Origin of the sequence: Romboutsia faecis (assembly GCF_014323405.1) — a bacterium.
Taxonomy (GTDB): Bacteria; Bacillota; Clostridia; order Peptostreptococcales; family Peptostreptococcaceae; genus Romboutsia_E; species Romboutsia_E faecis.
Genome location: NZ_JACRWE010000002.1, coordinates 268122 through 283175, shown reverse-complemented (window position 1 = coordinate 283175; position 15054 = coordinate 268122). Strand labels below are relative to the sequence as shown.

18 protein-coding genes are annotated in these 15054 nt (G+C 28.9%); 1 reads left to right on the top strand and 17 read right to left on the bottom strand.

The window, feature by feature from the left end; translation table 11 throughout:
* Positions 1-21: 21 nt before the first annotated feature.
* The 15 genes from H8923_RS04700 to H8923_RS04630 all read right to left on the bottom strand — a co-directional run bounded on the left by H8923_RS04700 (position 22) and on the right by H8923_RS04630 (position 10633).
* Positions 22-987, bottom strand: coding sequence for an O-sialoglycoprotein endopeptidase (locus tag H8923_RS04700; RefSeq protein ID WP_187127847.1), 966 nt, complete (start codon positions 985-987; stop codon positions 22-24).
* Positions 968-1483: a transcription antitermination factor NusB gene (nusB, locus tag H8923_RS04695; protein WP_153924102.1), complete on the bottom strand. Its 516-nt coding sequence runs from the start codon at positions 1481-1483 to the stop codon at positions 968-970. Before nusB ends, H8923_RS04700 begins: the two co-directional genes overlap by 20 nt.
* A gap of 75 nt (positions 1484-1558) precedes the next feature.
* Positions 1559-1963, bottom strand: a complete 405-nt coding sequence (locus tag H8923_RS04690) for an Asp23/Gls24 family envelope stress response protein (RefSeq protein WP_147541785.1) — start codon at positions 1961-1963, stop codon at positions 1559-1561.
* 170 nt (positions 1964-2133) lie between these two features.
* Positions 2134-2784: a SpoIIIAH-like family protein gene (locus H8923_RS04685; protein WP_153924100.1), complete on the bottom strand. Its 651-nt coding sequence runs from the start codon at positions 2782-2784 to the stop codon at positions 2134-2136.
* A gap of 26 nt (positions 2785-2810) precedes the next feature.
* Positions 2811-3371: a stage III sporulation protein AG gene (locus tag H8923_RS04680; protein ID WP_153924098.1), complete on the bottom strand. Its 561-nt coding sequence runs from the start codon at positions 3369-3371 to the stop codon at positions 2811-2813.
* Between the two features lie 14 nt (positions 3372-3385).
* Positions 3386-3958 carry a stage III sporulation protein AF gene (spoIIIAF, locus tag H8923_RS04675; RefSeq protein ID WP_153924096.1) on the bottom strand — a complete coding sequence of 191 codons (573 nt, stop codon included), beginning with the start codon at positions 3956-3958 and terminating at the stop codon, positions 3386-3388.
* Between the two features lie 12 nt (positions 3959-3970).
* On the bottom strand, positions 3971-5149 hold the full coding sequence (gene spoIIIAE, locus H8923_RS04670) for a stage III sporulation protein AE (RefSeq protein ID WP_153924094.1): 1179 nt from the start codon (positions 5147-5149) through the stop codon (positions 3971-3973).
* A 14-nt stretch (positions 5150-5163) separates the two neighbouring features.
* Positions 5164-5541: a stage III sporulation protein AD gene (spoIIIAD, locus tag H8923_RS04665; RefSeq protein WP_243139878.1), complete on the bottom strand. Its 378-nt coding sequence runs from the start codon at positions 5539-5541 to the stop codon at positions 5164-5166.
* A 24-nt stretch (positions 5542-5565) separates the two neighbouring features.
* Positions 5566-5763: a stage III sporulation protein AC gene (gene spoIIIAC / locus H8923_RS04660; RefSeq protein WP_147541779.1), complete on the bottom strand. Its 198-nt coding sequence runs from the start codon at positions 5761-5763 to the stop codon at positions 5566-5568.
* 10 nt (positions 5764-5773) lie between these two features.
* Positions 5774-6295, bottom strand: coding sequence for a stage III sporulation protein AB (locus H8923_RS04655; protein WP_153924092.1), 522 nt, complete (start codon positions 6293-6295; stop codon positions 5774-5776).
* Positions 6285-7253 (bottom strand): stage III sporulation protein AA, encoded by a 969-nt coding sequence (gene spoIIIAA / locus H8923_RS04650; protein ID WP_153924090.1) that lies wholly within the window; start codon positions 7251-7253, stop codon positions 6285-6287. Before spoIIIAA ends, H8923_RS04655 begins: the two co-directional genes overlap by 11 nt.
* 134 nt (positions 7254-7387) lie before the next feature.
* Positions 7388-8398: a phosphate acyltransferase PlsX gene (gene plsX, locus H8923_RS04645; protein WP_153924088.1), complete on the bottom strand. Its 1011-nt coding sequence runs from the start codon at positions 8396-8398 to the stop codon at positions 7388-7390.
* Between the two features lie 161 nt (positions 8399-8559).
* Positions 8560-8736, bottom strand: coding sequence for a 50S ribosomal protein L32 (gene rpmF / locus H8923_RS04640; RefSeq protein WP_122638306.1), 177 nt, complete (start codon positions 8734-8736; stop codon positions 8560-8562).
* A 13-nt stretch (positions 8737-8749) separates the two neighbouring features.
* A complete protein-coding gene (locus tag H8923_RS04635) occupies positions 8750-9277 on the bottom strand; it encodes a YceD family protein (RefSeq protein WP_153924086.1) in 528 nt (175 codons plus the stop codon).
* 159 nt (positions 9278-9436) lie between these two features.
* Positions 9437-10633, bottom strand: a complete 1197-nt coding sequence (locus H8923_RS04630; protein WP_153924084.1) for an acetate/propionate family kinase — start codon at positions 10631-10633, stop codon at positions 9437-9439.
* Positions 10634-11039: 406 nt separating this feature from the next.
* On the opposite strand from H8923_RS04630, the gene H8923_RS04625 reads away from it, so the two are divergent.
* Positions 11040-12308, top strand: a complete 1269-nt coding sequence (locus tag H8923_RS04625; RefSeq protein WP_153924082.1) for a nucleotidyltransferase — start codon at positions 11040-11042, stop codon at positions 12306-12308.
* A 120-nt stretch (positions 12309-12428) separates the two neighbouring features.
* Here the strand turns inward: H8923_RS04625 and H8923_RS04620 are convergent, their stop codons facing one another.
* Positions 12429-13820 (bottom strand): FAD-binding oxidoreductase, encoded by a 1392-nt coding sequence (locus tag H8923_RS04620; protein WP_153924080.1) that lies wholly within the window; start codon positions 13818-13820, stop codon positions 12429-12431.
* A gap of 12 nt (positions 13821-13832) precedes the next feature.
* Complete coding sequence (locus H8923_RS04615) at positions 13833-15047, bottom strand: FAD-binding protein (protein WP_187127846.1); 1215 nt, start codon at positions 15045-15047, stop codon at positions 13833-13835.
* Positions 15048-15054: the final 7 nt, after the last annotated feature.

Below are 15054 nucleotides of genomic sequence, written 5' to 3'. Positions count from 1 at the left end.
GTTATTAATTAATTTATATATTTACTCACTTATAAATTTTTCTAATCCTATTACAGCACATCCTACTCCATTATCAGTTGAATACTCAGGCTCTGTAAAATGTGATATTATATTATTCTTTTTTAATTCTCTTTTTAATTTCATTGATATATATTTACTTGCAGATACTCCACCTGCAAACACAACTTCTTCAATATTATACTTTTTACTAATATACAATATAGATTTTATTAAATTTCTTGATATTGTATCTAACAGCAATTTACATATATATTCCTTACTGTGATTATTTATTATTTTATTTAGTTGATTTTCTATTCCAGATAAATTCATATACCCTTCTTTTACAGAGGTTTTCAGTCCGCTTTCTATTTTTTCATTGCATTTAAGGGCTTCTTCATCTACATATTTCCCACAAGGAAACTTATAACCCAAGTTAACTCCGATCCTGTCTATAAGCTGTCCAAAGCTTATATCGTTACTTTTACCAACTATATCTATTTTATATTTTGAACCTTCTTTACTGACTAAAAGTATTTCTGTAGTTCCGCCTGACATATGTACAGATAAAAATTGTTTTTCATTTTTAATTTTATTAGTTAAAAGACTCGCTTCAATATGATTTTCCTGATGACTAGTTTCATAAAAAGGACATTTATTTAATGAACTAAATAATTTACCAAAATTACTACCTACTGTAAACACAGGCATATAAGACTCTTTTAATGGTCTTGGCTTCACAGATGCGCATACTCCACATATATTATAATTTTTTAATATAGAACTTATATCACTGCTAATTTCTCCTAAGTTATTAACATGCTGAAAAACAGCTTCACTTTGTCTTAACCCCTTTGAATTATCTTTCACTTTAAGCATTATTTTTTTATTAAATATTACTTTCTTATCTAAAGATATAGCTGCTATAGAGGTTGTATAGCAGCTAGTATCGATTCCGATTATTATATTATTTTGATTCAATCTCACTTATAACACTTCCTAAGATTCCATTTATAAATTTAGGAGATTTATCATCACAGTATATTTTTGCAAGTTCTATAGCTTCGTTTACAGAAACTTTTTGTGGTACATCATCTATTGCAATAATTTCAGCTATTGCTAATTTTAATATAGCTAGGTCTACCTTAGCTATTCTATCTACCGACCAATTCTTTGCATTTGAATTTATTAATGAATTTATCATTTCATTGCTTTCTTCTATAGTTAAACATATATTTTTTATGTAATCTTTATCTATAGCTTCATCTATATCTACACCTTCTAGTGATAATTCTGGATTATTAGAATGTTGTAATCTTAATTCTTCATATCTATTTAATATATATTCAGCATTATTATCTACGAACTCATCTACTAATAATTCTAAATTATCTACGTCCTCTTTTGTTATACTAGTTTGGTATATTAATTTCATAGTATATTCTCTACTAGTTATTTTTTTTGCTATATTTTCCTTTTTCATCAGTCAAATCCTCCTTTAGTCTTTATTATGTGCGTTTTGCAGTAAAAAACCCTCTGATTTTTCAGAGGGTATGTATTAATTTTTCTTAGATTCTTCTTTCTTAGCTTCCTTCTTTGCTTGCTTTGCTTCCTTCTTCGCTTCTTCTAGCTCAGTCTTCTCTTTCTTGAAGCTAATTCCTTGAATATGTATATTTACTTGAGAAACTTTTAATCCTGTCATTGTTTCAACAGTATTTTTTACATTTTCCTGTATCTTTAAAGCTATATCTGGTATAGATATCCCGAAATCTATCATAACCATTATATCTAAGTTAACGTCCTCTTCTTCTATTTGTATCTTTACACCATTATTATTTTTTAATAGTTTATCTGTAAAAGTTGTTATAGTTTCAACGCCTTCAACCTCTAGAGCTGCAAGACCTGCTATTGTAGCTATTACATCATTAGATATTTTGACTTGTCCAAAATTATTATTTTCCATGATAAATACTTACCCCCTATTAAGGAACTATTTTATATTATAATACCAAATACTATGAAACTTTGCAAGAAAATAACCCCAGTTAATTCTGAGGATTATTTCAAATTCTAATATATATCATATATATTAAGCATATTTATTATTTTTTATTCACTATATTTTTTATTCGATTACTCTTGTTTATTGTTCATAAGCTTTATATTATCATATTCAACTTCAGCTTGCTCTGCTACCAAATCAAAAATCTTAGCTGCATCTTCTTTTCCAAAACCTTCTTCATTTACAACTACATTTACTTTACCATCACTTATGTATACTAATGCATCCTCAAATCCTTTTGTACTTAATAAATTCTCTATTTTTAGTTCTGTATCTTGGTCTTTAACTAATTTTAGTTTCATTTCAGATGCTTCTTTTCTAGTTTCTTCTGATGTAGATGGATTATTTATCATTTCATTTAATTCTTGTGCTAAATCATTTCTTTGTTTCTCTCTAGTCATTTTCATATCTAGTATATATGAAGATTTTTGCATATTTGCTTCAGATGTTAATTGTTCTTCAATTTCTTTACTTGTTTCAGTTACTTTCTCCTCTACATCACTTTCACTTGATTTACTATCAACTACGTCAACTTCTTTATTATTTTTACTTTCATCACTTTCAGAGTTTTTATTTAACTGTGCTTGTTCATAAGCTTTAAATTCTTCTGATACACCTAGCGCTGATTTCTTACTTAATTGATAGTTAGCTACTCCTACAACTACTAACATAGCAGACAATGTTATTACTACAAATCCTCTATTTTTATAATTAAATTTCATTTTTATCCCCCCGGTTATACATATATTTATTTAGAATTTATTATTTGTACTTGATGACCTTGCACTTGTAATGCGGTTTGTACAGCACTATAAAGCGTTTCTTTTACTTTAGAATCACCAGCTCCACTTGCTACTACTAATACACCTTTTATTTTAGCTTCTGTAGTTTTTAGAATCACTGGAGAATTTGAATTTGATGTTATCATTGTTTTATTCTCACTAGATGTTGTTACAGTCCTTTCTCCTCCTTGGGCATCTTTTTCCTCTGTTGTTTCAGTCGTAGAGTTACTGTTAAAAGCTGGTTGTATCTCTTCACTAGATTCAAATGTAATCATTACATTAACATCACCAGCTCCATCAATTTCAGCTAATATTTTTTGTAATTTTTTCTCTAGATCTTGTTGTTCATTTTCACTTACTTGTTCAGGTTCCTCTTGCTGGTTAACTTGAGCAGTATCTTTATCTGCATTTGTTTTTTTATCTGAAGGAATATAAGATATTATTATTAGCGCTAATACACATACAATTCCTAAAGATAACAGCGAGTATATCTTTTTCTTATCTTTTTCGTTTAAGTTTTTAAACATTTACCCAACCCCTATTAATCAATTTCTATAGTTTCGATTGATACATCAAGTATTTTGACTAAGTTATCTTTCAGTTCATCCTCACTTAAATTTAATTCATGTTCTTTTCCTTCTTCCTTAAATACTTGCTCAGTTTTTTCGTTTTCATTAGATTGTATGTCCTCTTTTTCATTTTTATTACTATTATTTTTATCTTTTAATTTTATATTGCTAATTTCAGTTCCATTAAACTCTATATCTTCAAGATCATAGCCATATTCACCTAATTTCAATTCTAGCACTTGCTTTAAACCTTCTTCATATCCGTTTGTTAAGCTATTTTTTCCCGTTTCACTAGCTAACTTATTACTACTATCTATATATTCTTTATTGTAACTATTCATTAACTGTAGAAGTTTATCTTCTAGGCTCATACTTCCTGAAAATAAACTTATTATTGGTGTTATTACTATAAATACAAATATAAAATTTACTACTAAGTTTACATAAGGTTTTATTTTAGATTTAGGTAAGATCATATCTACAATACTGACTATGAATGCCCCAATTAATATAGTTATTATCCACGATTTTAAACTCTCTATCATATAGCACACCTCCTAATGGGTCACTACGCTTATAGATGTTAAGATTGCTATTGTTACGAAAAACATAATCATTATTGCAATTACACATGCAAGCATAATTACCATTAAATTTGCTACGTCATTTAAAAAACTTGACATACCTTCTTCCCCTACAGGCTCTACTACTATTGCTGCTACCTTATATACAATTACTACAGATAGGACCTTTATTATTGGAATTAAACAAATACCTATAAGTAATACTAACCCAATTCCTCCGAATACATTTTTTATAAGCTGAGATGAAGATAATAAAATATCCATTGAATCAGATACAAATCCTCCTACTACAGGTATAAAATTTCCAATTGCAAACTTAGCTGTTTTTACACTAAACTTATCAAAGCTAGTTACATACATTCCCTGAATAGATACTAGCCCTAAATATATAGTAAATATTGCTCCTATAGTTACTATATTTATATTTTTAATGAAAGAAGATAGCTTTTTAAGTTTTATACTTTGTGATAAATTATTTATTATTAGAATTGCAAAGGCTATTGTAATTGATAAGAACATAAATTTTTTAAAAACAATATTAATTAAAGTTACACCGCCTAGAAATATTGGATTTAATGCTGTTGATGTTATTGGAAATCCTATTAACACTAATAGGGTTATTAGTATCGGCATTACAACCTGCATAAGACCAATAGTATTATCGATGGTATTATAACAGATATTCAGGACATCTTTAAATCCTATTAATGTAAGTGATACCATGGTTATGAAAATTATGTAAGTAGTTATTTTGCTTATATCTCCTGATGAAAATGAATTTTCTAAACTCTTTAGTATTGATGATAATAATGCTAATACTAAAATTATCGCCACAACTCTTAGACTAGTTTTCAACTCACTAAACACAGCAGATTGAATTTTTTCTTTGTCAAATAGATCTAATATATTACTTTTTCCGCTTATTAAATTTTTTACAAAATCTTTTAAACCTACACTCTTAACTGCCACATCATCTCTTATATACTTTTCCATTTCTTCTATATTTATCTTGCTAAGTTGACTATCTATATAAAGATCTATACTATTTTTAGTTTCATCGTAACTTTCTGTTGATTCATTTTCTGCGAGCACTATCGTTGAAAGATTTAATATTGTAAGCAATATAATTAAAACACCTAAAAATTTTTTCATAAGTAATCATTCTCCTATGGGATTATATTTAATATCATCTCTACAATAGATAAAAGTATAGGGAATGACATCGTCATAACTATAATCTTCCCACCAAATTCTAACTTTGAAGCTATATTTTTTTCTCCACAATCATTACAAAGCTGTATAGCAAACTCCATTATATAAGCTATCCCTATCAACTTAATTATTAAAGATATATACATATTAGGTATATTTGCTTTATTAGCTAAGTTTTGTATCCCCTCTATAATAAAATTCAATTTAAATATTACTGATAATAGTATAGTCACTCCTGTTATTATTGCTATAAAATTTGCCATTTCTGGTCTATCTTTTTTTATTACTAAACAGAGTGTTGTAGCAATTATGGCAACACCTACTAATTGCATTACTTCCAAGATATCTCCTCCTCTTTAGTAAAGTTGAAACATTGTTCTAACTGCATTAAATAAATCACTTATTTCAGTTAGGACGATCCCTAAAACTATTATTACACCCGCTAAAGTAGTAAATGTAGCCCAATCCTTCCTATCAGCCTTGTCCAAAATTATATTTAATACTGATATTAACAACCCAACTCCAGCAACTTTTAATATTAAAGTTATATCCATGACCTTCCCCCTATATTAAAATTATTCCTATACCTATACCTATAAACGTAATAAGCTGCTTGTATAAATTCCCTTTTTTACTTATATCCTCCTTACTATCACAAGTAAGTTTTTTCAAATTTTCAACACTAAGACTTATCATCCTTTCCTGAGATTCAATATCACTTTTACCTAATGTAAGTATAAGTGTTTTTAATTCGTCCACCTCCTTATTTTGTAAATAAGTTTCACTAATCAAAATGTTTATATTATCTTCTAAAATTTCTTCTAATAATTTTTCTCGATTATTACTTAGATCATTTGCCATAGACTTGAAAAACTTAGAAAAGCAATACTCTTCTTTTTCTCCAATTCTGTCAAAAATTTCTTCTAATGTATATAAACCAAAGGACAAGTCCATCCTCATTATCTCTAATATTCTTATGAGATTATTAAGCTCTTTATGCCTTTTTGTATAAGACTTATATATAAAATCTCCAATTAAATAACTACATCCTATTAAGATGCCTATAATAATAACTTTAATTTGCAAAATACCATCTCTTTTCTTCTAAATCATATATTCTCTCTACAGTTCCTGGGCCTTTTCTCGCAGATAAAATTATTACTTTCTTAAATAACTCTTTATCTAATAAGCGGCTCAGCTCTTTTCTTCCTTGGATATCCTCAATAGAGTCCCCATGAACTGTTGTAATAAGACTTACCCCTCCATTTAGCGCTGTATATAAAGCCCTTACTTCTCTTTCATTGCCTATTTCATCTGTTACAATAATATTTGGAGACATAGACCTTAAAAGCATTAAAATACCTATATCTTTCGGACAAGTTTCAATTATGTCTGTTCTAATTCCTACATCCATTTGAGGAACTCCTAAATATGAACCACCTATTTCATTACGCTCATCTATCAAGGCCACCTTTACTCCTCTAAAACCATATTTTTTATTACCATTACTTAAGTTTCTTACTATGTCTCTTACTAAAGTTGTCTTACCGCATTGTGGTGGCGAAATTATCAATGTATTATTTACTTGATTATTGCTGCTTATAATATGATCTAATATTTTATCAGAACATCCAATTATTTCTCTTGAAATTCTTATATTTAAGGATGATATATGCTTTATATTTTTTACTTGTCCATTTTCTACAATTGCTTTTCCTACTATTCCTACTCTATGTCCTCCCCTTAGCGTTATAAATCCTTTTGTAATATCATCCATAAAAGTATGAATAGAATATTTACATATAATTTGAAATGTTTGTTCAATATCCTCTCTAGTTACTATATAAGGATTGTCCATATTCAAAGTTAAATCATTTTCTTTTTCATTATAAAAATAATCTTTATTGTTTGCATTTAAAATAAGTGGCTTTTGAGACCTTAATCTAATCTCTTCAATATTTAGATTACTTTTAGGTAGTTTTTTTATTTTTTCTCTTAAGTTTAACGAAAGAGAGCTTACAATTTCATCAGAGATATTTTTCATATCTTGTCCTCCTTCCTCGTTTATATATATATATTTTCTTGTCCTAAAAATTATTACAAATCAATAAATATTATTTTTATTCTGATGAAAAAATAAAGCCACCTAAATTTCTTTAGATGGCTTTATTTTTCATTTTATTCTTCATTGTCTTCTTTAAAAGATTGTACAAAATCTTCTATCTCTTCTAATACATTTCCCTTAGCAAATTTTATACCTTGATTAATTGCATTCTTTATTGCTTTTGAATTAGAGCTTCCGTGAGCTTTTATAACTCCTCCATTAACTCCTAAAAGAGGTGCTCCTCCATATTCTGCATAGTCCATAAAACTTTTTAATTTTCTTAAGTCATCCTTTAGTAACATAGCTCCGATTTTACCTTTAGTACTAGATAAAAAAGTTTCTTTTAAAAGTCCCATTACCGACATCGCTACACCTTCTGCAGATTTTAATAATATATTCCCTGTAAAACCATCGCAAACTATTACATCAGTTTTTGCATTAATAACATCTCTTGCTTCTAAATTTCCTATGAAATTTATGTCCATGTTTTTAAGTTCTTCATAAGATTTTTTCATTAGGTCATTACCCTTACCTTCTTCTGCTCCAACATTAGCTAAGGATATCCTAGGATTTTCTATTCCTAAAACCTTCTTTGAGTATATATTAGTCATAGCTGCAAATTCAACTAAGTTTCGTGGCTTACAATCTGCATTAGCCCCTCCGTCAGCAATTATTGTCATACCTCTTTTCACATTTGGAATGGCAGGACATAAACAAGGTCTATCTATTCCTTTTATTCTACCAACTACAAATAAACCTCCCGCAAGTAATGCACCTGTATTTCCTGCAGAAACTACAGCATCAGCCTTACCTTCTTTTACTAGTCTTAAAGCAACAACCATAGAAGAGTCTTTTTTGCTTCTAATTGCTTTTACAGGTTTATCTTCATTTTCTATAATTTCTGTTGTATGTACTATTTCTAATTTACTTCTATCAAACTCGTAATTTGCAAATTCCCTTTCTAAGACATCTTTATCCCCTGTTATTATTATATCTATATTATACTCCTTAATCGCACTTACAACACCTTCTACGTTTGATTTAGGCGCATTGTCTCCGCCCATTCCATCTATTGCTATCTTCATAATAAACTTCCCTCCTAATTCAATTATTTCGCTTAAAATTACTTATCCATATTATAAGTCATTTACATATATTTAAGACTATATAATATTAGTATATACTAAACTAAAAACCTATAATAAAAAAAAACATGTAGAGTAATCTACATGTTCTTTAGAAGTCACTATTTAGAAACAACTTCTTTACCTTTATAATATCCGCAATCTGGACACACTCTATGTGGTAATTTTGGCTCATGACATTGAGGACAACTTACAAATCCAGTTGCAGTCATTTGTGAGTTAGCCGCTCTTCTCATTTTAGTTTTTGATTTAGACGTTTTACGCTTTGGTACTGCCATTTACGCCACCTCCTTAGTCATTTTTAAACAAATCTTTTAATTTAGCAAAACGGGGATCTATAATCTCCTCGTCGTTCGCAATTTCATCACAAGAGCATTCTTCTTTATTTAAGTTAGCTCCACACCCTTGACATAGACCTTGGCAGTCTTCATCACAAAGAACTTGTGCAGTTAAATTAAAATCTATAGTCTGCTCTATTACATCAAGAAGATTTACTTCTTGTCCATTACATATGAAAGCATCATAATCCTCAAAACTATCTTCATCATAATCTTCTTTTACTAAGAATCCTTGTATGTCATAGTTAACAGGAACTTCAACTTCATCTAAGCATCTTGAACAATTATCTAGAAATGTAAAATCAACATTAATATCAAGGTATAAACCTTTATTATTTCTTGAAATCTTACCTTCTACATTAATAGGTGAAGTTAGCTTATATGTGCTATCACAATAATTAATAGTATCAATTTTTTGAGAAAAATTCAAGTCTATTTTATCAGTTTCTCTTCTATTTAATTTATCTAGACTAATAATCATCTTTTCACCTCATTAATATTGCCAAATTTATTATACAAATCTCATGATTGTTTGTCAAGTATTTTTACTTGATAGATATATTTGTAAATAATATAAGCATAATTTAAGGTAGGTTATTAACCTACCTTAACTTTATTATATCCAATTAAAGCTTTTTAATTATTTAACTAAAGCTACAGTATCTCTAGCTATCATTAATTCTTCATTAGTAGGTATTAATAATATCTTAACTTTAGAATCTTCAGTAGATATTACTCTTTCTTTACCTCTAACTTTGTTAGCTTCTTTGTCTAACTTCATTCCTAAGAATTCCATGTTAGAAGCTATAGCTTCTCTCATATCTATTCCATTTTCACCAACACCAGCAGTGAATACAACAGCATCTACACCGTTCATTTCTGCAGCGTAAGATCCTATATATTTCTTAACTCTTTGAGCATAAGCATCTAAAGCAACTTGAGCTTTTTCGTCGCCCTTAGCAGCTGCATCTTCGATATCTCTAAAGTCACTTGATATACCAGTCATTCCGTATACTCCTGACTTCTTGTTCATTAAATCACTTAATCCTTTTGCATCTAAGTTTTCTTTTTCCATTAAGAATGGTAATATAGCAGCATCTATATCCCCACATCTAGTTCCCATTATTAAACCTTCTAATGGAGTGAATCCCATAGATGTATCAACACATACTCCACCGTCTATAGCAGCTATAGAAGCTCCATTTCCTAAGTGACAAGTTATTATTTTAACATCTTCTATGTTCTTTCCTAACATAGCTGCAGCTCTTTGAGATACATACTTGTGAGAAGTTCCGTGGAATCCGTATCTTCTTACACCGTATTTAGTGTATAACTCATGAGGTAATCCATATAAGTATGATTTTTTAGGCATTGTTTGATGGAAAGCAGTATCGAATACTCCTACCATTGGTACTCCTGGAAGTATAGCTTTACAAGCATCTATTCCCATTATATTAGCTGGGTTGTGAAGAGGTGCTAATTCTATACATTCTTTCATAGCATTTTCAACTTCTTCAGTTATAACTACAGATGAAGCGAATTTTTCACCACCGTGAACAACTCTATGTCCTACAGCTTCTATTTCGCTCATTTCTTTTACACCACCGTAAGTTGGATCAAGAACAGCATCTAATACTAATTTTATAGCATCTTCATGATCTTTCATTGGTTGTTCAACTATGTACTTACCTTCTACACCATCTTTTTCTTGCTTAAGTATAGAACCTTCTATACCTATTCTTTCAACTAAACCTACACATAATACTGCTTCATTTGACATATCTATTAATTGATATTTTAATGAAGAACTACCACAGTTTAATACTAATACTTTCATTAGTATACCTCCTTAAATTTTATCAATACTATTTAATAAGTCTATTGCTAGACCATATCTTAACTACATTGTTTGATTTCTAAAAGAAATTTTGTATACATTAAACATTTACCATAAATAATATATCACTTTTCAGTACAAAAGTACATAGTATTTACAGAATATTTTAACGCATAATTACAAAATATATGTTACACATATTATTTTTCTCTATTTATTACAATATTATTATATAATTATTAATTATTTACATATATAATCAAATATATTATTAATATTATTATATGCAACATAATGATATACTTCTAGAAGTGTTGTAACTTTCCTTCATTTTTGTACTTATACAATATGATGTATATAATTTTATTTTAAACTTACTTTTATGATTAACAAAAGGAGAAATTTTATGAATATACTTGGATTAGTAGTTGAATATAATCCATTTCATAATGGGCATTTATATCATTTATTAAAATCAAAAGAAATAACTAAAGCTACTCATACTGTTGCGATTATGAGTGGCAACTTCCTTCAAAGAGGAGAGCCTGCTTTATTTGATAAATATACTCGAGCTAGAGCTGCTGTTGAAAATGATGTAGATTTAGTTATTGAACTTCCTACATTATTTGCATGCCAAAGTGCAGAGATCTTTTCTCATGGCGCTGTGGCTACATTAAACTCTTTAAATTGCATAAATTCTATTTGCTTTGGAAGTGAAGTTGGTGATATTGAAATACTTTATACAATTTCTAAAATATTAGTTAATGAACCTAACGAATTTAAAACTTCATTAAAAAAATATTTGAATGATGGCATGCTCTTCCCTACAGCTAGAAGCAACGCATTATTTGACTATATTAATGAAAATAATTTAGTAGACATTTCTAAAGATGAACTTTTAAGTATACTAAATTCATCTAATAATATTTTAGGCATAGAGTACATAAAAAGTCTACTAAAATTAAAAAGTAATATTAAACCTTATACTATCACTCGAATAAATTCTGAATATAATTCAGAATCAATAGATAGTTCTATTTGCTCTGCTACGGCTATAAGAAAAGCTTTAAAAAATACTGATGATGTATCTTTCGCATCAAAAGTAGTTCCACTACCTACATATAATATTTTAAATACTAATATAGAAAAAAACTTCAATCCTATTTTCGATGAAATGTTTTTTGATATTCTATCTTCTATAATACTTCGAGATAGCCATGACTTAGATAAATACTTTGATGTAAATGAAGGAATAGAAAATAAAATTTACCAAAGTATTTTTACATCTTCAAATTTAGAAGAATTACATTCTTTAGTAAAATCTAAAAGATATACTTTAACTAAAATAAAACGAACTCTTAATAATATTTTACTAGGTATTACTAAAGATGATATGGCGCTTGTAAAGGATATGAACTATATACCATATATAAGAGTGCTAGCTTTTAATGATAAAGGTAGAGAAATATTAAAAACTATAAAAAATAACTCTGAAATTAATATTATAAATAAATTTTCTAAAATATCATTTGCTATAGATGATGCTAAGTTTAAAACTTTAATAGATTACGATATAAAAGCTAGCAATATATATAATATGATTTACTATAAAAACAATAGACAACTTCTTAAAGGTCCTATGGATTTTTATATGTCTCCAACTTATGTAAAGTAATTTGTTTTTACAATAAAAGCTACCTTCAAAATAAATACGATTTGAAGGTAGCTTTTATTATTACTTTTATCTCCTTGAATTCAATTTAGGTTAACAGTGTATATCTATACTTAATAAAATTTAATATATTTTCCCTGGATTTAATAAGTTTTTAGGGTCAAAAGCAGTTTTTATACTTTTTATTATATCCATATATACTTCACTTTGGGATTCATGTAAATATCCTTTTTTAGCATACCCTATACCATGTTCACCAGATACTTGACCTCTAAGTTCTCTTGCTCTACCATACATATGATCAAAAGACTCTTTTAACTTTATACTCCACTGCTTTTCATCCATATCATCTCTTAATACATATACATGTAGATTTCCATCTCCTGCATGACCAAAACTTTTTATTCTAACATTTAATTCATTTTGTAAATCGTGAGTATATTTTATAAACTCTGCAACCTTATCTCTAGGTACAACAACATCACATTCATCCATCTCAGTTGTAGATGCCTTTATAGCTTCTAAGAATGAACCCCTAGCAGACCATATAGAGTCATTTCTTTCTTGCGTATCAGATATAAATACATCATATGCTCCGCACTCTAAGCAAAGTTGAGCAACTTTTTCATATTCTTTTTCTATATCTTCTTTTGTATTTCCGTCAAATGTAAGTAATAGATATGCATCTGATGTGTTATCAGGGAATTTCTTTCCTAAAAAATCTTCTGCTGCAAGTATAACATCTCTTTCCATAAATTCTACAGCAGTTGGTATTGATTTTGATTTTATTATTTTAGGTACTGTATTTATCGCCATTTCTAAGTCTGGAAATGGTATTAATAAACTTATCGCTTTTTTAGGAAGTGGAAGCAATTTTAACGTAGCCTTGGTTACTATTCCTAAAGTACCTTCTGAACCTACTATTAAATCTTTTATTGAATATCCTGAGCTGTTTTTAACTACCTTACCTCCAACATTTATTATCTCTCCATTTGGAAGTACCACTTCTAATCCTCTTACATAATCTCTTGTCACACCGTATTTAACAGCTCTCATTCCACCTGCATTAGTATTTATATTACCTGCTATAGTAGCACTTTTTTCTCCTGGATCCGGTGGATAAAATAAATCTCTTTCTTGTACATATTGACCTATCGTCATAAGTAAAACACCAGGTTCGACAGTTAAAGTTAGATTTTCTTCATCTAATTCTAAGATTCTATCCATTTTACTTAGGTTAATCATTATACCACCATGTACAGCAACTGAAGCTCCTACTAACCCTGTTCCTTGACCTCTTGGAGTTACAGGTATATTATTCTCATAAGCATACTTCATTATTTTAGAAACTTGTTCTGTACTTCGCGCAGTTATTAGAACTTCTGGATATTTTTCAACTCCACCTAATTCATCATGAGAAAAATCTTCACTTATATCTTCTCCAACTATTACATCATCTTTTTCACATACACTAAGTAAAAAATCTATATCATTTTTATCAATAGTCTTATACATACATATACCCCCTTACTCTTCTTCAGCTGCTATAGCTATTTGTAAACTTTTTTCATCTATTTTTTCTATTAATTTAGGAATTATCTCATAAATATCTCCTATTAAAGCCATATGTGCTACATCAAATATAGGAGCTTTTTCATCTTGATTTATAGCTATTATATAGTCAGATCCACTCATTCCTGCTACAAACTGAACAGCTCCCGAAACACCACAAGTTATTATCAACCTAGGCTTTACAGTTCTACCACTTAATCCAATTTGCTTTCTTGGATCTAGCCATCCAGCTTCTATCATAGGTCTTGTTCCACCTACTTGAGCTCCTAATTTTTCTGCCAACTTATAGATCATTTTCATATCTTCTTGTTTCTTTATAGCTCTGCTGGCTACTATTATAACTTCCGCATCTTCAAGACCTACTTCTTTAGTTTTAGGTTTCACATCTAAAACATCTATCTTAGAGGATAGTTTTTCCTTGTTTATATTACACAATGTTATTTTCCCGGTTGGTACTTCTATTTTTTCTGGAGCTGAGAATATTTTATATCTAACTGTTGCAAATTGAGGTCTATGATTAGGAGTGTGTATGTGCGCCATTATATTACCACCAAAAGCTGGTCTTATTTGATCTAAGTCAGTATTTTCTTGTATATCAAGTATTGTACAGTCTGCTGTAAGGCCTGTTTTAAATCTAGCAGCAAGCCTTGGTGCTAAAGATCTACCTAATGTAGTTCCTCCAACTAACATTATTGTTGGTTTTACATTTTTTATATAATCCTCTACTGCTGCTGTATATGGTTCTATTCTAAAATCTTTGAATTCTTCATCATCATATACAAATACTTCATCTACTCCATATGATAACAATGTATCACACTTATCTTTTATATTATGACCAACAAATACACAATAAACTGGATGATTTATCTTAGTAGCCATTTCACGAGCTTTACCTATAAGTTCATAAGTTACAGGGTGTATTTCACCTTCGTGATGATCAACATATACTGTTATACCTTTCCATTCATCCTTATTTATACTTACCTTCTTTTCTTCAATGAATTCAAATGCTCCTTTTGGTCCATTCTTAACACATAACTTACACATTTTACATCCTGCACCTATTTCTATTTTCCCATTAACTTCTTCTATTGCACCAAAAGGACAAATTTCTAATACACTTTTTATATCTTCAATTTTTTCTATATTTACGACTATTTTTGCCACTTATAAT